At 60.5% G+C, this 21,585-nt stretch carries 19 protein-coding genes; 17 read left to right on the top strand and 2 right to left on the bottom strand.

Annotation, left to right across the window (positions count from 1 at the left end; all coding sequences use genetic code 11):
• Positions 1-98: 98 nt before the first annotated feature.
• From ABXR19_RS15345 to ABXR19_RS15290, 12 genes are all read left to right on the top strand, one after another.
• A complete protein-coding gene (locus tag ABXR19_RS15345) occupies positions 99-1,043 on the top strand; it encodes a DUF808 domain-containing protein (RefSeq protein WP_354602019.1) in 945 nt (314 codons plus the stop codon).
• A 344-nt stretch (positions 1,044-1,387) separates the two neighbouring features.
• A complete protein-coding gene (locus ABXR19_RS15340) occupies positions 1,388-1,804 on the top strand; it encodes a DUF2170 family protein (protein ID WP_354602018.1) in 417 nt (138 codons plus the stop codon).
• Between the two features lie 37 nt (positions 1,805-1,841).
• Positions 1,842-2,582: a PspA/IM30 family protein gene (locus ABXR19_RS15335; protein WP_354602017.1), complete on the top strand. Its 741-nt coding sequence runs from the start codon at positions 1,842-1,844 to the stop codon at positions 2,580-2,582.
• Positions 2,579-2,914, top strand: coding sequence for a hypothetical protein (locus ABXR19_RS15330; RefSeq protein ID WP_354602016.1), 336 nt, complete (start codon positions 2,579-2,581; stop codon positions 2,912-2,914). Before ABXR19_RS15335 ends, ABXR19_RS15330 begins: the two co-directional genes overlap by 4 nt.
• 109 nt (positions 2,915-3,023) lie before the next feature.
• Complete coding sequence (locus tag ABXR19_RS15325) at positions 3,024-3,665, top strand: hypothetical protein (RefSeq protein WP_354602015.1); 642 nt, start codon at positions 3,024-3,026, stop codon at positions 3,663-3,665.
• Between the two features lie 63 nt (positions 3,666-3,728).
• Entirely contained in the window at positions 3,729-5,831 is a 2,103-nt protein-coding gene (locus ABXR19_RS15320) for a flotillin family protein (RefSeq protein ID WP_354602014.1), read from the top strand.
• A gap of 12 nt (positions 5,832-5,843) precedes the next feature.
• The gene (locus ABXR19_RS15315) at positions 5,844-6,083 is read left to right on the top strand and encodes a hypothetical protein (protein ID WP_354602013.1); all 240 of its coding nucleotides are present in this window, start codon (positions 5,844-5,846) and stop codon (positions 6,081-6,083) included.
• 71 nt (positions 6,084-6,154) lie between these two features.
• Positions 6,155-6,625, top strand: coding sequence for a TFIIB-type zinc ribbon-containing protein (locus ABXR19_RS15310; RefSeq protein ID WP_354602012.1), 471 nt, complete (start codon positions 6,155-6,157; stop codon positions 6,623-6,625).
• A gap of 38 nt (positions 6,626-6,663) precedes the next feature.
• Positions 6,664-11,928, top strand: coding sequence for a DNA repair ATPase (locus ABXR19_RS15305; RefSeq protein ID WP_354602011.1), 5,265 nt, complete (start codon positions 6,664-6,666; stop codon positions 11,926-11,928).
• A gap of 18 nt (positions 11,929-11,946) precedes the next feature.
• Positions 11,947-12,714 carry a magnesium transporter CorA family protein gene (locus ABXR19_RS15300; RefSeq protein ID WP_354602010.1) on the top strand — a complete coding sequence of 256 codons (768 nt, stop codon included), beginning with the start codon at positions 11,947-11,949 and terminating at the stop codon, positions 12,712-12,714.
• Between the two features lie 182 nt (positions 12,715-12,896).
• Positions 12,897-13,802 carry a TIGR01777 family oxidoreductase gene (locus tag ABXR19_RS15295; protein WP_354602009.1) on the top strand — a complete coding sequence of 302 codons (906 nt, stop codon included), beginning with the start codon at positions 12,897-12,899 and terminating at the stop codon, positions 13,800-13,802.
• Between the two features lie 255 nt (positions 13,803-14,057).
• A complete protein-coding gene (locus tag ABXR19_RS15290) occupies positions 14,058-14,645 on the top strand; it encodes an LOG family protein (protein ID WP_354602008.1) in 588 nt (195 codons plus the stop codon).
• Positions 14,646-14,709: 64 nt separating this feature from the next.
• Here ABXR19_RS15290 and ABXR19_RS15285 read toward each other — a convergent pair whose 3' ends face one another.
• Positions 14,710-15,288 carry a DUF3617 domain-containing protein gene (locus ABXR19_RS15285; RefSeq protein WP_354602007.1) on the bottom strand — a complete coding sequence of 193 codons (579 nt, stop codon included), beginning with the start codon at positions 15,286-15,288 and terminating at the stop codon, positions 14,710-14,712.
• 183 nt (positions 15,289-15,471) lie between these two features.
• Between ABXR19_RS15285 and ABXR19_RS15280 the strand changes: the two genes are divergently transcribed.
• From ABXR19_RS15280 to ABXR19_RS15260, 5 genes are all read left to right on the top strand, one after another.
• A complete protein-coding gene (locus tag ABXR19_RS15280; RefSeq protein WP_354602006.1) occupies positions 15,472-16,842 on the top strand; it encodes an MATE family efflux transporter in 1,371 nt (456 codons plus the stop codon).
• Between the two features lie 155 nt (positions 16,843-16,997).
• Positions 16,998-17,324, top strand: a complete 327-nt coding sequence (trxA, locus tag ABXR19_RS15275; RefSeq protein ID WP_354602005.1) for a thioredoxin TrxA — start codon at positions 16,998-17,000, stop codon at positions 17,322-17,324.
• A 202-nt stretch (positions 17,325-17,526) separates the two neighbouring features.
• Entirely contained in the window at positions 17,527-18,783 is a 1,257-nt protein-coding gene (rho, locus tag ABXR19_RS15270) for a transcription termination factor Rho (protein ID WP_354602004.1), read from the top strand.
• 91 nt (positions 18,784-18,874) lie between these two features.
• Complete coding sequence (rpmE, locus tag ABXR19_RS15265) at positions 18,875-19,084, top strand: 50S ribosomal protein L31 (protein WP_354602003.1); 210 nt, start codon at positions 18,875-18,877, stop codon at positions 19,082-19,084.
• A 128-nt stretch (positions 19,085-19,212) separates the two neighbouring features.
• Positions 19,213-20,886 (top strand): ArnT family glycosyltransferase, encoded by a 1,674-nt coding sequence (locus ABXR19_RS15260; protein ID WP_354602002.1) that lies wholly within the window; start codon positions 19,213-19,215, stop codon positions 20,884-20,886.
• Here ABXR19_RS15260 and ABXR19_RS15255 read toward each other — a convergent pair.
• Positions 20,853-21,584 carry a 3'-5' exonuclease family protein gene (locus ABXR19_RS15255; RefSeq protein ID WP_354602001.1) on the bottom strand — a complete coding sequence of 244 codons (732 nt, stop codon included), beginning with the start codon at positions 21,582-21,584 and terminating at the stop codon, positions 20,853-20,855. The two genes, ABXR19_RS15260 and ABXR19_RS15255, sit on opposite strands and share 34 nt — an antisense overlap.
• Position 21,585 lies beyond the last annotated feature (1 nt).

The raw sequence follows: 21,585 nt of genomic DNA, 5'->3' as shown, positions 1-21,585 counted from the left end.
CCTGCTGAAAACGGCCGCCCCGCGCGGCTCTTCAGCGTGTGCCGCGCGCCAGCGCTTTCTGCGAAACTACGCGCCCCGACACCCGCACGGAACTTGAAATGGCCGCAAGCAGCCTGTTGGCGCTGATCGACGATATCGCCACGATCCTCGATGACGTTGCCGTGATGAGCAAAGTCGCGGCCAAGAAAACCGCTGGCGTACTCGGCGACGATCTGGCCCTGAATGCTCAGCAAGTCACTGGCGTTTCAGCGGATCGTGAACTGCCGGTGGTCTGGGCCGTGGCGCTCGGCTCGCTGCGCAACAAGGCCATCCTCGTGCCGACCGCACTTTTGATCAGCGCCTTCGCCCCCAGGGCCATCATTCCGCTACTGATGATCGGTGGCGCCTATCTATGCTTCGAGGGTGTTGAAAAGCTCGCCCACAAATTCCTGCATCGCTCCGATCATGACGCCAGCGAACACGCCGCGCACCTGCAGGCTCTGCAAAACCCGGCCGTCGACATGCGCAGTTTCGAGCGCGAGAAAATCAAGGGCGCGGTGCGTACCGACTTCATTCTCTCCGCCGAAATCATCGTCATCAGCCTGGGCGTTGTGGCGCCCTACCCCTTTCTGCAACAGGTAATCGCGCTGTGCGCAGTCGCGCTGCTGATGACTGTCGGTGTTTACGGTTTCGTAGCGCTGATCGTCAAACTGGATGACGCCGGGCTTTACCTCAGCCTGCGCCCGGGCAGCAAAGCTCTGCGCAAGCTCGGCAGCGCCATTCTGTGGTGCGCGCCCTGGCTCATGAAATCGCTCTCGATCGTCGGCACCCTGGCGATGTTCCTCGTGGGCGGCGGCATCTTGCTGCACGGCATTCCGCAGGCACACGATTTCATTCACCACCTCAGCGAAATCGCCGGCAGCGTTGGGCTGATCGGCTCCCTGCTGCAAGCACTGACCCCCACGCTGCTGGATGCGCTGGCCGGCGTGCTGGCAGGCAGCGTCTGCTTGCTGCTGTTCACGCTGGGCAGCCGCGGGCTAGCCCACTGGCGCAGACTTGGCTGAAGAGGCGCCCCCAGCCTGCCTGCGCACCAGGTATGACTGGAGGGCCGCGCCCACACTGGCTGTGCGGCCAGGCACCCACACGCTCTACAACAACCGCTGCCTGGTGCGGCCATAACCCGCTCCCGTCTGGGATTACGCCGAATTCCCCGCAAAACTCTTCACGCCCAAAACCCATTTGAGATTTTTTAACTTCTGCATGAGGTCCATCCCACGCCTTGACATTTTATGTCTTGACATTTTATGTCGCGATACCTAAGCTAGGTTCACAATGATCGACACAACAGCTGTGGCGTGATCTGAGGCCACTTGCCAACTTTGGCTTGAACAAGGAGAGACGGGGCACCATGAAAACATTGCAAGAGCAGTTACAAGGACTGGACGTCATGACGGGCAATGCCCTGGGCGGCCTCATGGTCCATCTGCAACCCATTCCCGGTGAGGTGGAAGTGATCCAGGTCAGCATCGAGCAGCGCGATGCACTGCCCATTTACGTTACCTGCTCGGATAGTCAGGTGCTGTGCATGTGCTACCTGTGGGCCGAAGAAGACGTGCGCGTCGAGCGCCGCACCGAGCTGCTGGAAACCCTTCTCGACCTCAACCCCTCGGTGCCGCTGTCGTCCTTTGGCCGCATCGGCAAACACTATGTGCTGCTGGGTGCGCTATCGCGCAATGCACGTGCCGAGGATGTGGCGCAGGACGTAGCCGCGCTGAGCGACAACGCCATTGATGCACTGGATGCAATGTCTGAATTTTTGAACTGACTTGCTCAACTGAATTCCCGAATAGACGGAGGTAATCATGTCTGTACTGAAAAAACTTGTAACCCTGATGCGCGGCAGCGTGCGCGAGATCGGCGAGAGCGTGGTCGACGCCAATGCAACGCGCATCTACGAACAGGAAATTCTCGATGCCAAGCACAACGTGGCTCAGGCGCGCAGCGACCTGACCAGCGTGATGGCCAAGGAAATGCAGAGTGCTCGCGAGATCGAACGTCTGCGCGGCGAAGTCACGCGCTACGAAGGCTTGGCACTGGAAGCCCTCAACAAACACGAAGAGGCGTTGGCCGAAGAAGTGGCCGGGCGCGTGGCCGAACTGGAACGCGAGCTGGACGAGCAGACCAAGGCACATGCCACTTATGCCGTGCAGGTGGCGCGCTTGAAAGAGCTGATCAAGGGCGCCGAGGGCAAGATCCGCGAACACGAACGCCAGATCGTAATGGCCAAAACGACCGAGAGTGTTTATCGCGCGACACGCTCGATTGCCGACAGCGTGGATGGCACGGGCTCGAAACTGCTCAACGCCAAGGAATCGCTGGAACGCATCCGCCAGCGCCACGAAGATCTGTCAGATCGCATGACGGCGGCCGAGCAACTGGATCGTGAAGTGGGCAGCAAGGCGCTGGAAGCCAAGCTGGCCGCTGCCGGGATCGGCGACGATGCCGATCGCAAGGCATCTATCATGGCGCGCATCCGCTCGCGGGCGCAGGGCGCTGATACGCCTGCCGCCTCCGCGGGTGACGGTGCGGCGGACAAGGCATGAGCGTCAGCCGCAAGCCGGCGCGCTGGCAAAGCTCGGATGAAGCCATCCGCGCCGTGCAGGTGGCATTTGATGTCGAGGAAACCGTGCTGTCCGCCGTACGACAGGCAGCCTTCGACAACAACCTGTCCACCTCGGACCAGATTCGCCAGATACTTGGCCTGTCGGTTTCCAGCCGCCCGAAGCGGCCACGCCTGACAGTCTCGCTGGCGCAGAGCGATTACGAACTGCTTGGCGAGCGCTACGGTTTGTCGCCCGAAGACCGACTGGCGATCAAGGAGCGGGTCACCCGCGAATTGATCGCATTCGCCGAGACTGGACGAAAGGGCAGTTAGGACGCAGATCAGGCAGTCACAAGTGCACGGATGGGACAATCCGCCCGCGCATGAAAGGCCGCACGAAGGCAGTACGCAACACCTGTAAAATAATAATTCCGGGGGAGTCATGGGCGATTTTCTGGCGACAGCATTCAGTTATCCCACTGCGATACTGAGTGCGCTGCTATTGGTGGTGGTCTTCTACTGGCTGCTGGCCCTGATCGGCCTGGTAGATTTCGAATCCAGCGACATCGATATTGATATCGACACTGACGCGCAGCTTGACGGTGATGTCGGCGACATCAGCGTGCTGGCCAGTTACATGGTCGCGATGGGGCTCAACGGTGTGCCATTTTCCATCGTCGTCAGTCTGCTGGTGCTGATTTCCTGGACCATCACCTGCATGGCCGCCCAATGGATCCTGCCCTGGGTGCCGACAGCGCAGCTCAGCTTTTTGGTCGGCACGGCAATCCTGCTGCTGGGGATTGCGCTGGCGATCATCCTCACCGCGCGCATCGTGCGTCCGCTACGCAAACTGTTCGTCAGCCACAACGCGGTATCCAATGCCTCAGTCGTCGGCCAGACCTGCAAGGTACTGACCGGCAGCGTCACCGAAAAATTCGGCCGCGCCGAGGTCGCCACCAATGGCGCATCGATCAATATCCGCGTGTGGGCCACCGGCCCGAACGCGCTTGCCAGGGGCTCCACCGCCCGCATCCTTGATTACGAGGCCGCCAGCGGCCGCTACCTGATCGCCCCGGAACCCTGACAGCAGGCCCGGCCACCTACACCCTTCCTTTTTTCTCCACCCTCCATCTACTGAGGTCACCACATGGAACCGATCTACATCGCCGCTGGCTTGGGCGCTCTTTTTCTGCTGGTCATCTTCGCGATGTTTGCCAAGTTCTACCGCAAGGTGGAGCAAGGCTACGCGATGATCGTCAACACCCTGCGCGCCGAGCCGGACGTCATTTTCACCGGCCGGATGGTCTATCCGATCATCCACAAGGCCGAGATGATGGATATCGCACTCAAGACGGTCGAGATTGACCGCACCGGCACCGAAGGCCTGATCTGCCAGGACAACATCCGCGCCGACATCAAGGTGAAGTTCTTCGTGCGGGTAAACAAAACCGCCGAGGATGTGCTCAAGGTGGCCCAAGGCATCGGCTGCGAGCGCGCCTCCAGCCCGGAAACACTGGAAGAGCTGTTCTCCTCGAAGTTCTCAGAAGCGCTCAAAACCGTCGGCAAGGCCATGGATTTCGTCGAGCTCTATCAGGCACGCGACAAATTCCGCGACGAAATCATTCGCCAGATCGGTGACGACCTGTCTGGCTACGTGCTGGAAGACGCGGCCATCGATTACCTCGAACAGACCCCTTTATCCAAGCTCGACCCCAGCAACATCCTGGATGCCCAGGGCATCAAGAAGATCACCGAACTGACTGCCATCGAAAACGTGCGCACCAACGAGCTGCGCCGCAACGAAGAAATGCAGATCAAGAAGAAAGACGTGGAAACGCGCGAAACCATGCTGGAGCTTGAACGTCAGCAGGCCGACGCCGAAGCCCGCCAGGCGCGTGAAATCAACAATGTGCGCGCCCGTGAACAGGCGGAATCCAACAAGGTCGCATCGGAAGAGCACACGAAGTCAGAGCTGGCCCGCCTGCAGTCCGAGCAACTGGTTTCCGTGCAGCAAGAAAACGTGCTGCGCGAGAAAGAGGTCGCCGAGAACAATCGCAAGCGCGCCGTCGCTATCGAAGAGGAAAAGGTCACGCGTGCTCGCGAGCTGGAAATTGTTGATCGCCAGAAGGAAGTGACGCTGCAGGAGATCGAGAAGGACAAGGCAGTCGAAATCCAGAAGAAAGCGATTGCCGATGTGGTTCGCGAACGCATCATCGTCGATCGCACAGTGGCCGAGCAGGAAGAGGCCATCAAGGAATTGCGTGTGGTCGCCGAGGCGGACCGCAACAAGAAAGCCGTCGTGATTGCAGCCGAAGGCAAGGCTGAAGAAACCCTGGTTCTGGAAGTTAAAGCCGCCGAGGCGGATGAGCGCCGTGCGCGCCACAAGGCTGCGGAAGAAATCACGCTGGCTGACGCCAAGCTGAAGGTCGCCGAAAAAGATTCCGAGTCGAAGAAGCGCGAAGCCGAAGGCCTTGAAGCCATGGAGGCCGCACCGGGCCTGGCAAGCGCCAAGGTGATGATGGCAACGGCCGACGCCAAGGAAAAACAAGGCATGGTCGACGCCAAGGTAAAAATCGCTGAGGCCGACGCATTCAGCAAGTACGGTGCCGCCGAAGCCAATGCGCTGCGCTCGCGCATGGATGCCGAAGCCGACGGCAAGGAGAAACTGGGTATGGCCGATGTGCATGTACGTTCAGCAAATGCCGATGCCACCGTCAAGGCCGGTCAAGCCGATGCACAAGTGGTCGAAGCGCGTTTCCAGGCCGAAGCCAAGGGTCTGCGCGAGAAGTTCGAGGCCATGAAGGCCATGAGCCAGGACACACGCGAGCACGAAGAATTCCGCATGCAGCTGGAGCGTGCCCACACCGAAACCATGGCCGGCATCGAAGCGCAGACCGGCATCGCCAAGGAGCAGGCCGAAGTGCTGGGCGCAGCACTGTCGCATGCCAAGATCGACATCGTCGGTGGTCAGGGCGATTACTTCGACAGCTTCGTGCGCGCACTCTCCATCGGCAAGGGCATCGACGGCGCCATTTCCAAGAGCGACACGCTCAAGATCGGTCTCAAGGATCACCTCAGTGGCGAGCGCGACATGGTCGGCGACGTGCGCGACATCATTGGTGCATTGGGTGGCTCTGCGGGCGAGATTCAAAACCTCAGCGTCGCGGCCCTGCTGACCAAGGTGGCACGCGATGGCAACGACAGCCAGAAGGCTGCGCTGCAGACATTAATCGAAGGTTTCCGGAAATAAGGAGAAGACGAAATGAGTGAGAACCGTGATTACTTGGAGATTGCTTTCCGTTCCATCGAGTGCTTCACCGACGACGGCAAGCTGCGAGTGGATGAATTGCAGAAGCTGGTGGACGTGGCGCTGCGCGATGGTGTGGTGGACGCCAACGAGAAGCGCGTACTGCGCAACATCCTGCGTCGCCTGAAGACCGACGAACTGACGCCCCCCATGCTGGCAAAGATTGAGGCCGTGCGCGCGGCGACGGGCATCTGATGGGGATGCGCCTTTTCTGCAGTTGCGCCGCGCAAAGTGAGCTGGCCCGCGCTGAGCTGGCGCCCGGGCTAATGACACAGCAATGCGAAGCCTGCGGTGGCGTGTTGCTCGACATGTCGGACTATCGCCAGTGGCGGCAGCAGGCCGCGCCCTCTGCGGAGTCTGGCGCAGAGGATCACGAGGTCAGCGACAGTCCCTCGGCGCGTGGCTGCCCATCCTGCACGCGGCTGATGCAGCGCTACCGTGTCGGGTTGACGCCGGATTTCCGCGTTGATCATTGCCCGGCCTGCCAGTTGGTATGGCTGGACAAGGGCGAGTGGCAGACACTGGCACAGGCAGGCTTGACGGCCAGCCTGGGCGAGATCGTCAGCACAGCATGGCAGCGCCGCATACAGAGCGATGAATTGCGTGCGCTGCGCGAAACCGCCCTGCGCAGCAAACATGGTGACGCCTGCATCGATGAGATCAAACGCATGCGCGAGTGGCTGAACACCCAGCCGCAGCACGAAGAACTGATCGCGCTGCTGCGCGCCGATTGGTAACCCGCAGCTTCAAGCTCTGAACACTCAAGATGGCCACGATGGACAACACCGAACAAACGCAAACGCCTGACAACCAGACCGAATCCATGGTCGCCGACAGCAGCAGCTACGAGTTGCTCAAAAAGCGCTTGAGTGATCAGGGGGATGCACTGCTGGCGCAGGCCAGCGCGCTCAACGAGGCACGCGTGGGCGCGTTCGGCAAATCCGATCAGGCGCTGATCCTGCGGGCCCGTGCGCGCACCGAGAACAACTGCGTGGCACGCGACATCGTGCGCATCGGCGATCTGTTGCTGTTCGGCTACAACGTCACGCTGGGCCTGCGCCGCGAGACTACGGCGGGCGATGTGTTCGCGCTTTATCGGCTAGCCTCGAACGATGGTGCGGACGAGCTGGAGAGCGTGCCGCTCGCTGGCAGCTTCCTTGAAGACTCGCGTTTTACCTCCGATTTTCGCGAGCTGTACGCCTACTACAAGCAGGCGCAGCTGATCCAGTTGCGCGTTACGCAGGACAAGCTGCTGGCTGCATTCCGCATCGGTGCGCAGGTCAGCGATGTGCGCGTGTTCCGCTGGAGCATTGATCGCGATGGGCTGGTCAGCTACGTCGACAATCGCGGCGAACGGGACATGGCACTGCCTCCGACGCATGATTTTGAATGGATGCAAACCACACGCGAAGATCATGTGGACGGCAAGCATCCGCATGTAAACATCCTCGACACCGTATTCGTTGAAACGGTAGGCGGCGACCTGACCGTCAAGATCGAAAACAACAGTGAGACCGGCCTCGGCATATTTTCCGAGCCGGTCGAGGATCGCAACCAGTCACTGGCCGATGCCGATATTGCCTACGCGAAACTCGGCTCGCTGATCCTGCTGCGCGTGCGCCCGTATCGCGAACAGATTGAGCGTTTCCTGATCTACAACATGCGCACCCAGAAGGTGCTGCGCATCGATGCGATTGGCCGGGCCTGCGTCCAGTTACCCGAGGATCACGGCATCATTTTCCCCGGCGGCTATTACCTGCAGTCCGGCGAATCCAAGCGCTTCGACATGCCCGGCGAGGTGGTCGACAGCCTGCGCTTCAAGCGGATGATCCGCTCGCCCAACGGCGAGGATGTGCTCTACGTTTTCTACGCGCCAGGGATTGGTCACTACGGATTGTTCACCTACAACCTGATCAACAAGACACTGGCCACGCCCATTCTTGCCAACGGCTATGCGCGCTTCCCGGATGGCCGCGTGCTGGTCTTCATGGCCGAGAGCGGAGAGCCGACACGTGTGCACCCGATGCAGTTGTGGCAAACACCGTTCTCCACCGAAGAGCACGCAGCCGCCACACCCAAGGCCAAGGGGTTTTTCGGTCGCATCGGCAATGCCGACCTAGTGCGCGGCATTTCAGAATTGATGGCGATTGCCCGCGCGCTGCGTGAACAGACGCCGACACGCACCGCTTACGAAGACCTGATCCGCCAGTGCGTGCGCGTCCAGGACGCCTATTTCTGGCTGGATTCCGAAGAAGCCGGTGGCCTGCTGGCAGGTCTCAAGCGTATTGCCGAGGGCGCGCGCCAGACGCTGGATGAATTCGAGAAGGTGGACAGCATCCGCCGTGACACCGCTCGCGAGCTGACCAAAGCGCAGGGCGAACAACGTGCGCTGATGACCGATGTGGCCAGCATGCTGTGGCACAAGCCGGATGATTTCGTGCACGCGCTGGGTCGTCTGCGTGAGCAACGCGGCAAGCTGCTGTCCTTGCGCGAATTGCGTTACGTGGATCTGACCATCATCGATGCGCTGGATGCCGAACTGAGCGCCGAGCAGGCCCGCGTGGGCGAGCGCGCCGTGCAGTTCCTCGCAGGCGAGACTGCTTTCAATGGTTATCGCGGCACCCTGGAAAAACTCGCCAGCCAGCTGCCTTCCGCGGCCACCACGGGTGATATCGACCGCGCGCTGGCAACGCTGGACGAAACCGCGACCGGTCTTGATTTGCTGACTGAACAGCTGGGCACCCTGCCCGGTGGCGACGCCGTGGTGCGCACGCGGATTCTCGACCAGATCGGCATGGTGTATGCCGATGCCAATCGCCTGCGCGCCGAGGCGCGCCGCACACGCAAAGGTTTGGGAGCAAATGAATCGGCAGCCGAGTTCGGTGCGCAGTTCAAACTTTTCGGCCAGGCTGTCGAGAATGCGCTCGACTTCGCCGACACGCCCGAGAAGTGCGACGACGCGCTGACGCGATTGCTGGCACAACTCGAAGAACTCGAAGGCCGCTTCATCGAGCAGAACAACTTTGTTGCCGACATCGCCGCCAAGCGCGAGTCGGTCTACGAAGCCATGACTGCCCGCAAACAAAGTCTGCTGGAAGCGCGTCAGCGCCGCAGCCAAGCGCTGGTCGACGCGGCCGAACGCATCCTTGATGGCGTGCAGCGGCGCGTGGCGCAGCTCGCCGACATGCCTGCCGTGCACAGCTATTTCGCGGGAGATCCGCTACTGGGCAAGCTGCGCAAGCTGATTGAGGACCTGCGCGGTATTGGTGCCGCCGTTGCCGCCGATGAGCTGGATACACGCCTGAAGACCGCGCGCGATCAGACGCTGCGCGCTGTGCGGGACCGTGCCGACCTGATCAGTGATGGCGGCAATACCCTGCGCCTGGGAAAGCACGCCTTCACCGTCAGCCGTCAAGCGCTGGACATCACACTGGCACCGCGCGATAGTGCCCTGTTCTATCACCTGACAGGCACAGACTACTTCGCACCCGTGCAGGACGAACGCCTTACCGTGCTCAAGCCATTCTGGAACCAGAGTCTGGTCTCCGAGAGCGAGCAGCTCTATCGCGGCGAATACCTGGCGGGCAGCCTGCTCGCTTCGGTGCTGGACGGCAAAGGCCCGCTGGACTGGGATGAATTGCTGCTGGCCTGTAGTGAGGGTGACGCATCCCCGCGCCTCGCCGAGCAACTACGCACTTTCGCCGCCGCCCGCTACCAGGAGGGTTACCAGAAGGGTGTGCACGACAGCGATGCACTGCGCATCCTGCAACAACTGGTCAGCATGCAGGCCGAGGCGGGCTTGCTGGCCTTTGGCGCCACCGAGCGCGCCTGGGCACAGCTGTTCTGGTATCACGGCTGCTTCGACGCGGATCGTGACACCCACCAGCGCGGCGCACGCGCGGCCGAACAGATGCGCAGCCTGTTTGGCGCGCGTCACAGCTTCGAAAGACTGGCGGTCGACATTGCCGGCGCGATGCAGCCTTTCGTGCAGCGCTTCGGCTTGCAGCGCGGCATCAATGCCGCTACAGAGGAAACCCTGCGCGCACGCGCCGCCGAATACCTGGTAACGCAGCTTGCCAGCGAACGCAGCACAGACGCCTGGGTGATTTCCGGCGCAGGCGAGGATCTGGCAGCCGAGCTGTCACGCCAGCTCGATCGCGCGGGCAAACTGGCGGCATGGCAAAACGACTTGGCCAACGCACAGCCAGCCGAGCGCTGGGCGCTGGCCTGCGAGTGGCTGCGTGCCTTCGATGCCGCGCAGCCGACATCAGCGGCCGCATGGGTTGCTGATGCAGCCCTGCAACTGGCCCTGCCGGCGCAGCGCCTGCGCGTCAATGCCAAACTGGATCGCAGCGTGACTGCAATGCTGGGCGAACACCCACGCATCGTCGATGCCGCGCTGACACTCAACCTGAATGATTTCTGGCAGCGCTACATCGCCCACTGCCGCAGCGTCGTCCCGGCCTTCAATCAGTTGCAGGCCCTGCGCCAGGATCTGGTGGCAGGGGAAAAAAACCGCCTGCGCCTCGGCCAGTTCCAAGCCAAGCCGCTGGCCACTTTCGTGCGCAATCGCTTAATCGACGAAGTGTACCTGCCCATCGTTGGCGACAATCTGGCCAAGCAACTAGGCACCGCAGGCGAAGGCAATCGCACCGACCGCATGGGCATGCTGCTGCTGATCTCGCCACCGGGTTACGGCAAGACGACGTTGATGGAGTACGTGGCAGATCGCCTCGGCCTGGTCTTCGTGCGCATCAACTGCCCGGTGCTGGGCCACGAGGTCACCGGCCTCGACCCGGCCAGCGCCGCACATGCGGCGGCAAGGCAGGAGCTGGAGAAGCTCAACCTCGGCCTGGCCATGGGCAGCAACGTCATGCTGTATCTGGACGACATCCAGCACACCAGCCCCGAGTTTCTGCAGAAATTCATCGCACTGGCCGACGGCACGCGTCGCATCGAAGGCGTGTGGAACGGCGAGCCTCGCACCTACGACATGCGTGGCAAGCGCTTCGCCGTGGTAATGGCGGGCAATCCCTACACCGAATCCGGCGACGTGTTCCGCATCCCGGACATGCTGGCCAACCGTGCCGACATCTACAATCTGGGCGACATGCTGTCGGGTCGCGAAGCGATCTTCGCACTCTCCTATATCGAGAACGCCATCACCGCCAACCCGCTGCTGAAGCCACTGGCCTCGCGCGATCCGAAAGACATTCTCCGTCTGGTACGTCTGGCCGAGGGCGAGGATGTGCCGGGCAGCGAATTCGCACATGGTTACAGCGGCCAGGAACTGGATGAACTGACTGGCCTGATGAAGCGCCTGTTCCGCGCCCGTGATGTGTTGTTGAAAGTGAACGCCAGCTACATCGCATCGGCCGCGCAGCAGGAGGATTACCGCACCGAGCCGCCATTCAAGCTGCAGGGCAGCTATCGCAATATGAGCAAGCTGGCGGCGCGCATCACCGCGCTGATGCACGACGACGAGCTGGACGCACTGCTGCGCGATCACTATCGCGGCGAAGCGCAAACGCTGACCACCGGCGCAGAGGAAAACCTGCTCAAGCTGGCCCATCTGGTCGGCACGCCGAACGAAGCCGAGCGAGCCCGCTGGAAAAGCATCTGTGATGAATTCTCGCGCCTGAAAAAACTCGGCGGCAGCGACGATGCTAGCATGCGCATAGCCAACACAGTACTGGATCTGGCGCGCGCGGTCGATGGTCTGAAGCGCGACACGCGGCTGGACGAAAGTCTGCGCCAGGGCCTGGCCACACTGGCCGAAACGCTCAATGGTGTGAAGCCGAAAATCAGCATCAACAACAGCGCACCGGATGTGGCAGGTATCGAAACCGCCATCAAGGGCATGACCGAGGCCTACGACCGGGTGTTATTGCCCCTCGTGACCGCCACCTATCACAAGATGAAGCTGGACCACACGCTGTGGGAAGAAATGAAACGCATGTCCGGCTACGTCGAGCGATTGGAAAAATCACTGGAAGCCGGCAGCGAGCGCAGCCACAAGATCAACAAAGACAGCAAATAGCACACTGGGAGTGAAGGCATGAAACGCAGCCAGTACAAATGGACTTTACCCGCCGAGATCACGGCGCGACTGGGCAGCGAAAGCTGGGGCGCGCAGCGCGCCATTTTCGAGACCGGCCACCTGCTACTGGTACTGCACGCGCCACCGAAAGCGGATGGCAACGAGCGCGAACATGAAGTCTTCCTGCGCCTACCCGAAGGCAAGTGGCTGTACAAGGGCACTGATCGCGGCGATCACGCCTTGACCAAATACCTCGAAGACTACCGAGCGCTCTACACCGAACTTGAAAACCGCTTCGAGAAAGCCGCCAATATCGATGCGCTATTCGCCATCATCGACAGCCTGATCCCGCTGGCGCGCTCCGCGAGCAACATGAAGCAGGCCTTGCAGGCCGCGCGTGAATCACTGGGAAACGATGCTTTCATCATTGACATGCGCGATCGCGGAGTGGACATCGCACGTGGTTTCGAACTGCTGCTGGCCGATGCACGCCTGGCGCTGGAATTCCGCCTCGCGCGCAGCTCCGAAGCACAAGCCCGCGCCGCCGAAGTCGGCAACCGCGCGCAGCACAAGCTCAACATCCTCGCGGCCATCGCCTTCCCGCTGATGAGCGTATCGGCCGTGTTCGGCATGAACCTGCACAGCGGGCTGGAAAACCTGCACGTGCTGGCCTTCTGGCTGGTGTTCCTGGGCGGTCTGGGGCTGGGGCTGTTTGTGAAAGGCTGGGTCTCATCCACCGCGCCATCAGCCCCTGAAGGCAAGCGCCCGCCGCCTGCCAAACGATGAGAGACGCATTCACCGCGCAGGCTCCGATACGCTGAACTACTTCGGTGCATGGCTGAAGAGGCGCACCCACATTGCATCTTCAGCCATGCACGTTCAAGATGCAAATCCGGAGCGGCTCTTCAGCCACTCGCCCGCTACGCCAGACTTTCTGATTTCCCAAAAAATCATCCAAAGGGCAAGCCATGAACATTCTCATCACCGGCGGAACAGGCATGCTCGGCCGCGCCTTGTGCGCTGTACTGCTGGCCGAGGGCCATCAGCTTACGGTCCTCAGTCGGCAGCCCGCCAAAGTTGCCAAACTCTGCGGCGCCAGTGTTCAAGCCTTCGCCAGTCTTGATGACTGGCGGCCTGGCGTCCATTTCGACGCTGTCATCAATCTCGCTGGCGCCCAGATTCTTGATTTCCCCTGGACCGAAGTGCGCAAGCACGCGCTCTGGGCGAGCCGTATCACGCTGACGGAACAGCTTACAGCAGCCATCGCGCGAGCCGAACGCAAGCCCAGCGTACTCCTCAGCGGATCAGCCATCGGCTACTACGGAGACTGTGGCGAAGCGCCCTGTAGCGACGCCTTTGCCGTGCCCAACCCCTCGGCACACGATTTCGGCGCACGTCTCTGCGCGGCATGGGAAAACGCCGCCAGCCAGGCAACAGGTTGGGGAGTGCGCGTTTGCCTGCTTCGCACCGGCCTTGTGCTCGCGCGTCAGGGCGGATTACTCGCGCGCATGCGTCTTCCATTCAAGCTGGGCCTCGGCGCCCGCTTGGGCGACGGTCTGCAATGGATGAGCTGGATTCACATCGACGACTGGGTTGGCGCCGTACTCGCCCTGCTGCGCACCGAATCCGCCTGTGGCGCCTTCAACTTGACCGCCCCACAGCCCGTACGCAATATCGAGTTCACAACCACTCTGGGCCGTTCACTGAACCGCCCGACGCCTTTTACCTTGCCAACCGTCTTGCTGCAGCTGGCACTCGGACAACGCGCCTACCTGCTGCTTGGCGGTCAACGCGTACTCCCCGAGCGCTTGCAGGCCATAAGCTATCGCTTCCAGCAGCCCAGCTTGCCTGAGGCACTGCGAGGGCTTGCCTGAGGCACTGCGAGGGCTTGCCTGAGGCCCAACCGAAGGCAGCTCCCACACTCACTCTGCAAGCATGCAACCCGCCAAAGCAGCGACAAAGCGCTTGTGCGGGCATGACCGATGGACAAGCCCGGCCGACGGCCCTCTAAAGGCCGCTCATCTGAAGAGCCCCGCGACAAGACGCTCTTCAGGTTGCTCCAATCCACACTTGCACCCATCCGTCCGCACCGCTACGCTCCGCACTCCCTTCTTCCATCCTTATGCCCAATGCAATCCCTCTGCGTTTTCTGCGGTGCCTCCGCCGGCCATGACCCCATCTACCGCGAAGCCACGCGCGCCTTTGGTCAGACTCTGGCCGAGCATCAGATCGAACTGGTGTGGGGCGGTGGCCATGTCGGGCTGATGGGCGTGCTGGCCGATGCGGTGCATGCGCATCGTGGCAAGAGCTACGGCGTGATCCCCGAATTCATGGCCGAGCGCGAGCTGGCACACCCCTTCGCCACCCAGATGGTGATTGTGGATTCGATGCACACGCGCAAGGCCACGATGGCCGATCGAGCGCACGGATTTGTAGCCCTGCCCGGCGGGCTGGGCACGATGGATGAGTTTTTCGAAATCCTGACCTGGGCGCAACTGCACATTCACCACAAGCCGGTGGGCCTGCTCAACGTAAAAGGCTTCTTCGATCCATTGCTGATCCTGATCCGCCACATGGTGGCCGAAGGCTTTGTGAAGCAGGTCCATCTGGATCAGCTGTATGTGGCGGACACCCCGGAAGCACTGATCGCCGCGATGTGCCTGCACCGTCAGCCGGAGGGTGACTGGCTGGCCAAAGTCACCCCGGATCGCGGCTGATCAAAGGTAAAATGCAAACGGCCTGCCCGCGCTGGCCGTTTCGCTTTACTACGTCAGAAATGACTTACTGCGGTTTCATCTTCTGCATCGCTTCCATCATTTTCCTGATGTCTTCCTGGCTCATTTTCGGTGCCTGCCCGGCTGCGCCGCCCTGGCCGATTTTTACGCCATTCACCGTTGTATCGCCGGGCTTCATATCCGCTTTGCAGGCGCCCAGATAGCGCACCTTCATCGTGCTCTTCATTTCTTTCATGCCCTGCATAGGCGGCTCGAAGGTAGTCGTGCTGTCCATTCTGTAAGCGCTTTGAAAATCGCCGCTCATCACCGTGTGCCCACTGATGGTGGTTTTTTCCTGCTTGCACACGGTGTCCATTTCCCAACCGCTGGCGGTTTTTTTGCTGGAAACGAGTTTGCAATCGCTCTTGCCACCGCCATTGCCCTGCATGCTCTTTTTCTGCATATCGGCATCGCTCTTCTCGTCGATGCACTGCTCCATGGTGGTAACCATGCCTTGCATCATGGCGGACTCCATCTTGATCTCCCACTGCCCCGGCTTGCGCTTGGGCATATCAAGATTCTGCGCGCAGACCGCCCCGCTCAGCAGACTGAAGCCTATGCAACAACTCAACAGACGTATGTTCATTTATCCCCCTGCTGTGTCGAATAAAAAACCGGAATAAAACCGGGACAGGAAACAGCCCTAAGCCTAGCCCGACGAGCTCGTCTGCGCCAGTCGCACGAATGGCCGGGGTTTTTGCGCTGGATCGGCACGCAGCGATCCATTTGCCGGCACAATCCAAAGTCGTTCGCGTAGCCCTCCTTTGTCATGAAAAAATCCGGCCAGAAACTTGATCTCTTCGCCATCACTTGGCCCATGTTCGTTGAACAATTGCTGATGATGGCCATCGGCACACTTGGCCTGTGGATGGCAGGTCACGTCTCCACCGCTGCCGTAGCGATCTTTGGTTTGGCCAATCAGCTGCGCGGCATTTTTGATCGCCTGTTTCGCGTCGTCGGCATCGGCACCAGCGTAATGGTGACCCAACACAAGGGCGGCGGGGACGATGCAGGCGCCCGCGACGTAGCACGCGCCGGGCTGGCCGCGTCGGTATGGACGGGCCTGATCGCCATGGTTCTGATCGGTCTGGCCCCCGCGCAAGCGCTCAAACTACTGCGCCTGCCACCCGAGTTGTTCGAGCTGGCTACGCCCTTCTTCGTACTGACCGGCATCGGTCTGGCGCTGGATTCCATTTTCATCACCATGGTGTCGGTATTGCGCGCCTACACCTTCACGAAGGACTCGATGCGCCTGACCATGGCGATGAACATCCTGCAGGTGGCGGTGAGCGTTCCGCTGGTCTTCGGCTTTTCCGGCATTCCGGCGCAAGGCCTGATGGGGCTGGGCTGGGGACAGATAATATCGCGCATCGTGGTCCTGATCCTGCTCGCGGTCCTGTGGCTGCATCGTTTGCATATCCGTCTGACGCCCATCGATCTGTTCCGCCTCGCACGCGGCCCACTCTCCGGCATTCTGCATATTGGTCTGCCCAGCGCGGGCGAAAAAATCGCCTTCCGCATCGCCTTCCTGATGACCGTATCGATGGCTGCCGGCATGGGCACCAGCGCGCTGGCTTCGCACGCCTATGGCATGCAAGCCGCCAGCTGGGTGACGATGTACATGGTATCGCTGGGTTTTGGCTCGGAAATCATCATTGGCCACCTGATCGGTGCAGGCAAACTCAAGCAAGCCAACGCCACCCTGTGGCGCACACTGTGGATCGCGATGGGTATCACCATGGCCGGCGCCATTGCCAGCTGTTTCCTCACGCCGGCCGCCATCGGCTGGCTGGCCAATGATCCGCAACTGGTCAGCCTGATCACCACCATCGTAATCCTGGAGCTGCTGCTGGAGCCGGGCCGTTGCCTGAACGTTGTGCTGATGGGCGGACTGCGCGCAGCCGGCGACGTTCGCTTTCCGGTGAAGTTCAGCGTGGTCTCGAATTTCGTCTTCGGCGCCGGCCTTTCATGGCTGCTGGGCGTGCACTTCGGCATGGGCTTGCCCGGCATCTGGATTGGCTACATTGCCGATGAATGGGCACGTGGCCTGATCATGAGCTGGCGTTGGTATCGACTGGGCTGGACCACTACCGCGCGCGCTGCGCGGCGGCGCATCCTGAAGAAACTGGCTGCGGCATGATGCCGCACCGTCCGCCGCCCTTAACCTATTGGTCTCATAGTCGGCGCAGCTTCCCTCGGGGAGGCAATTTGGATAGGATTGAGGCTCACAGGCTTGATACAAAACCTAGCCGCGCATCAATACCCCCAGCGGCCTTCATTTCATTGCGAGGAATCATGAGCGACCAAATCGTCTACGTCACCGACAGCAGCTTCGAAAAAGACGTGCTGCAATCCCAACTGCCCGTACTGGTCGATTACTGGGCTGAGTGGTGCGGCCCTTGCAAAATGATTGCGCCGATTCTGGATGAAGTGGCCAAGGAATATGCTGGCAAACTCGTCGTGGCCAAGGTCAATGTCGATGATAACCAGGCGATTCCGGCGCAATTCGGCATTCGCGGCATTCCAACGCTGATGCTGTTCAAGGGCGGCAATGTGGAAGCCACAAAGGTCGGCGCGCTGTCCAAATCCCAGCTCATGGCTTTTGTTGACGCCAATCTCTGATTTAAAGTTTGACAGGCCGGAACTGAATCGCTAGAGTTCCGGCCAATTAACGCTGCAGCGCGTCGTTCAAGTCTCGCACTTCCCTTCCGCGCGAATCGCAGCTCTCGGTTTCCGAGACCCAAACATCCCCTTCATTTTCGGCATACAGGCAGTCCTCGCGACGCCAGCATTCCTTCCGCACATCTCCTTTCAGGGTTTGTCCATGCATCTGTCAGAGCTCAAGGCTCTTCACGTCAGCGAGCTGCTTGAAATGGCGCTCGCCAATGACATCGAGGGCGCCAATCGCCTGCGCAAACAAGAACTCGTTTTCGCCCTACTGAAAAATCGAGCCAAAAAAGGCGAGCCGATTTTTGGCGACGGGGCTCTGGAAACGCTGCCGGATGGCTTCGGCTTCCTGCGCTCACCGGACATTTCTTACTTGGCCGGCACCGACGACATCTACGTGTCGCCTTCGCAGATCCGCCGCTTCAACCTGCACACAGGCGACACCATCGAGGGCGAGATCCGCACTCCGAAGGATGGCGAGCGCTACTTTGCACTGGTCAAGCTGGACAAGATCAATGGTGAGCCGCCTGAGGCGTCCAAACACAAGATCCTGTTCGAAAACCTCACGCCGCTGCACCCGAACAAGCCTCTCAGGCTTGAACGCGAGATGCGTGGCGAGGAAAACATTACCTCGCGCGTGATCGACATGATCGCGCCGATCGGCAAGGGCCAGCGCGGCCTGATCGTATCGCCGCCCAAATCCGGCAAGACCGTGATGCTGCAGCACATTGCGCATGCCATCGCAGCAAATCATCCGGAAGCCGTACTGATCGTCATGCTGATCGACGAGCGCCCGGAAGAGGTGACCGAAATGCAGCGCTCGGTGCGCGGTGAAGTGGTTGCTTCGACCTTCGACGAGCCAGCTACACGTCACGTCCAGGTTGCCGAAATGGTGATCGAGAAGGCCAAGCGTCTGGTCGAGCACAAGAAGGATGTGATCATCCTGCTCGATTCGCTGACCCGCTTGGCCCGCGCCTACAACACCGTGGTGCCTGCCTCTGGCAAGGTTCTGACCGGCGGGGTGGATGCCAATGCACTGCAAAAACCCAAACGCTTCTTCGGAGCAGCCCGCAACATCGAAGAAGGCGGCTCGCTGACTATTATCGCCACCGCGCTGATCGACACCGGCAGCCGTATGGACGAAGTGATTTACGAAGAATTCAAAGGCACGGGCAATATGGAGATCCATCTGGATCGCCGCATGTCCGAGAAACGCATCTATCCGTCCATCAACGTCAATCGTTCGGGCACACGCCGCGAAGAAATGCTGATTGAACCCGCCAATCTGCAGAAGATCTGGCTGCTGCGCAAACTGCTCTACGGTATGGACGATCTTGAGGCGATGGACTTCCTCCTCGACAAGATCCGTCAAACCAAGAACAACGCTGAGTTTTTCGAGGCCATGCGCCGCTGAGAAACTTGCGGCCGCAGGAAAATCCTGCGACAATCGCGATCTTATTTTTCAAGGGTGGTCACATCCTCCACCCGCGCAACAAGGAAACGAAATGAAAACCGAAGGCCATCCGAATTACGTTGCAGTCAAGGTTACCTGCTCTTGCGGTAACGTTTTTGACACCCGCTCTACGCTGGGCAAGCCCGCTTACCATGTGGAAGTCTGTTCCGAATGCCACCCGTTCTGGACGGGCAAGCAAAAGGTTCTGGATACGGCTGGTCGCATTGAGCGCTTCAAGCAAAAATACGGCAAGCGCGCCTGATCTGGCCCGCTTCGCAACAAAAAAGGCAGCCCGATGGCTGCCTTTTTTGCTTTTGACTTTTAGTCGGGTCGTCTGAAGCCCACCGAACCCGTACAATTCTGCCCATTACGTCCAGCGCCATGCGAGCGATGCAATTCACCGAATTCCCGAGTAGCAAACCCGCGATCCATGTGCCCAACTGGGCCCTGATCCTGCTGTTCATTGCCTATGCACTGCCCGGCAACCTCGGCCATGTCCCGTGGCGGGGTGATGATGCGCTGCACATCGGCGTGGCCTACAGCATGCTGCGCGAAGGCAATTGGCTGGTTCCGCAAATTGCAGGCGTTCCTTATATGGACTGGCCGCCCCTGCTTCACTGGCTAGGGGCCTTGAGTGGCAGTCTGCTCGGCTGGTTGCTGCCCCTACACGATGCCATTCGCCTCGGTGGAGTGATCTCGGTCACGGCGTTACTGGTATTCCTGCGCTTTGCTGCGCGCGAAATCTATGGCCGCGAGGCGGCCTCTGCTGCAGCCATGCTCGCCTTGGGCTCACTTGGCTTGCTGGTTCACGCCCACGAAATGCAGCCACAGGTATTGGTTGCCGCGTGTATCGCCGCCACAATCTACGGTCTGGCACACATGCGCCAGCGGCCTGTGCGCGGCGCCCTGATCGCCGGAACGGCAAGCGGAGCGGCCTTCCTGGCGGGGGGGCTGCCAGGACTGGCGCTGAGCCTGCCTCTCTGGGCAGCCTTGCCTGCAAGCGAGGCGGAATGCCGCTCGCGGGCCTTTCTGCTCGCATATCGACATGCGCTGTGGCCGCTTGTGCTGCTCGTGCTGCTGTGGCCACTGGCACTTGCAATTTGGCAACCTGACTATCTTGCCGTCTGGTGGGCAAAAGAGCTGGCAGATATCACCCCGCATGCAGGACATCTTCAACGCACCGGCGCGCTAGGCAATCTGATCGGCTGGTTTACCTGGCCTCTCTGGCCGGTCGTGCTGTGGTCGCTATGGCATCGACGTACCAGCCTGCGGGCCTTTGGCCACAGCCTGCCTTTGCTGGCAGCCGCACTTTCACTCGGCCTTATCGTCACCACAGGCGCGATGCGCCCCGCCAATGTCGTACCGCTTCTACCAGCCCTGATCCTGATTGCTGCGGGTGAAGTGTGCCGGCTCCGGCGTGGAGCGGCCAATGCGTTCGACTGGTTTGGCTTGATTACTTTTTCGCTGCTGGGTGTCGGACTTTGGCTGGCGTGGAGTGCGCTGATCTTTGGCTGGCCAGTGCCATTGTCACGCAACGTCCTGCGCCTGCTACCTGGCTTTCAGCCAAGCTGGCACTGGTATGAGGTACTGCTGGCGATCACGCTGTCCATTGCCTGGATCATTGCCATTGTGCGCTTGCCCTTCTTCCAGTTACGCGGGGCGGTACACTGGGCGCTGGGCATAACCCTGAGCTGGGGACTGGCGACTACGCTATGGCTGGGCTGGTTTGATTACGACAAAAATTACCGGCCGGTCGCCAACGAAATTGCCCGTCAGATCCGTCAGCAAGACAAGGGCTGCGTCGCCACTCTGGATACCGGCGACTCACAACGCGCGAGCCTGTACTACTTTACCGACATCAAGCTGGAACCCGGTGCGGCGGCACGCGCCCGCTGCCCGCTGCTGCTGGCCTATTCAACCGGACAACGCGCCTTGCCCAGCATGAATCCTGGCTGGGAGCGCATCTGGCAAACCCAGCGAGGGCGCGGACGTCTGATGGAACGCTTCGGGCTATACCGGAAAGTCGGCAATCAATCGGAGGCGGCGGACCAATCCGCCAGATAAGCCTGCAGATGCGCTAACGGACTGTTCTGCAGGGTTTGACGCAACAGCGCAAACTCCTGCAAACACGCAGCCGAATCAAGCTGGCCCTTGAGCAAACCATAGCGCAGCCAGAGCAGATGCAAGCTCAGAAGCCGGGCTGTATTGAGCACATCGATGCGCTCCCGGTCGCCGCCCATAAATGTTTGCCAAATCTCATCCAGACTCATTTCCTGGCGCAAAGGCAGACGTGCCAGCGTGGCCATTTCATGCAGAGGTAGCATTGCCGGAGCCAGAGGCGCGGCCAGACACGCGGCCAGATCGATCATCGGCAATTCCGGCACAGCCGCAAGTTGCCACAGCAATGCTCTGCAATTCAGAATGGGTGCAGCCGACAGGACCTCCAGCCCGAATGGCCGCGACCACTCCACGAGCTGTTCAGCCTCAGCAAGCAAAGCATTGAACGCTTGCAGAATGTCAGCTTCATCACCAGCCAGGGAGACGTATCGCAATTGATCCCCTGTCCGTAGCAGCGCCGCAATATGCACCACTCGCTGCTGATGCGGCGGCAGGCTATCACCCGCACCATTAGCGCGACGCCGTTGGTAGGCGTATTCGGCCACTTCTTCATCGGACAAATCCGTCGGCAATCCGTGCAAGCGCCGCAAGCCAACGACATCCGGTACGGTTACCAGAGAAAACGTCAAAGTTGGTTTCACCATG

Source organism: Uliginosibacterium flavum (assembly GCF_040566545.1).
GTDB classification, from domain to species: domain Bacteria; phylum Pseudomonadota; class Gammaproteobacteria; order Burkholderiales; family Rhodocyclaceae; genus Uliginosibacterium; species Uliginosibacterium flavum.
This window is presented reverse-complemented; position numbering and strand designations above follow the sequence as displayed.

What these genes read in the sequence shown, in the direction of transcription:
- ABXR19_RS15295 (WP_354602009.1), top strand. Translation starts at nt 12,897, where the DNA reads ATGAACATTCTCATCACCGGCGGAACAGGCATGCTCGGCCGCGCCTTG.
- ABXR19_RS15260 (WP_354602002.1), top strand. Translation starts at nt 19,213, where the DNA reads ATGCAATTCACCGAATTCCCGAGTAGCAAACCCGCGATCCATGTGCCC.
- ABXR19_RS15290 (WP_354602008.1), top strand. Translation starts at nt 14,058, where the DNA reads ATGCAATCCCTCTGCGTTTTCTGCGGTGCCTCCGCCGGCCATGACCCC.
- ABXR19_RS15340 (WP_354602018.1), top strand. Translation starts at nt 1,388, where the DNA reads ATGAAAACATTGCAAGAGCAGTTACAAGGACTGGACGTCATGACGGGC.
- ABXR19_RS15310 (WP_354602012.1), top strand. Translation starts at nt 6,155, where the DNA reads ATGACACAGCAATGCGAAGCCTGCGGTGGCGTGTTGCTCGACATGTCG.
- ABXR19_RS15305 (WP_354602011.1), top strand. Translation starts at nt 6,664, where the DNA reads ATGGACAACACCGAACAAACGCAAACGCCTGACAACCAGACCGAATCC.
- ABXR19_RS15335 (WP_354602017.1), top strand. Translation starts at nt 1,842, where the DNA reads ATGTCTGTACTGAAAAAACTTGTAACCCTGATGCGCGGCAGCGTGCGC.
- rpmE (WP_354602003.1), top strand. Translation starts at nt 18,875, where the DNA reads ATGAAAACCGAAGGCCATCCGAATTACGTTGCAGTCAAGGTTACCTGC.
- ABXR19_RS15330 (WP_354602016.1), top strand. Translation starts at nt 2,579, where the DNA reads ATGAGCGTCAGCCGCAAGCCGGCGCGCTGGCAAAGCTCGGATGAAGCC.
- ABXR19_RS15325 (WP_354602015.1), top strand. Translation starts at nt 3,024, where the DNA reads ATGGGCGATTTTCTGGCGACAGCATTCAGTTATCCCACTGCGATACTG.
- trxA (WP_354602005.1), top strand. Translation starts at nt 16,998, where the DNA reads ATGAGCGACCAAATCGTCTACGTCACCGACAGCAGCTTCGAAAAAGAC.
- ABXR19_RS15280 (WP_354602006.1), top strand. Translation starts at nt 15,472, where the DNA reads ATGAAAAAATCCGGCCAGAAACTTGATCTCTTCGCCATCACTTGGCCC.
- ABXR19_RS15320 (WP_354602014.1), top strand. Translation starts at nt 3,729, where the DNA reads ATGGAACCGATCTACATCGCCGCTGGCTTGGGCGCTCTTTTTCTGCTG.
- ABXR19_RS15285 (WP_354602007.1), bottom strand. Translation starts at nt 15,288, where the DNA reads ATGAACATACGTCTGTTGAGTTGTTGCATAGGCTTCAGTCTGCTGAGC.
- ABXR19_RS15345 (WP_354602019.1), top strand. Translation starts at nt 99, where the DNA reads ATGGCCGCAAGCAGCCTGTTGGCGCTGATCGACGATATCGCCACGATC.
- ABXR19_RS15315 (WP_354602013.1), top strand. Translation starts at nt 5,844, where the DNA reads ATGAGTGAGAACCGTGATTACTTGGAGATTGCTTTCCGTTCCATCGAG.
- ABXR19_RS15300 (WP_354602010.1), top strand. Translation starts at nt 11,947, where the DNA reads ATGAAACGCAGCCAGTACAAATGGACTTTACCCGCCGAGATCACGGCG.
- rho (WP_354602004.1), top strand. Translation starts at nt 17,527, where the DNA reads ATGCATCTGTCAGAGCTCAAGGCTCTTCACGTCAGCGAGCTGCTTGAA.
- ABXR19_RS15255 (WP_354602001.1), bottom strand. Translation starts at nt 21,584, where the DNA reads ATGGTGAAACCAACTTTGACGTTTTCTCTGGTAACCGTACCGGATGTC.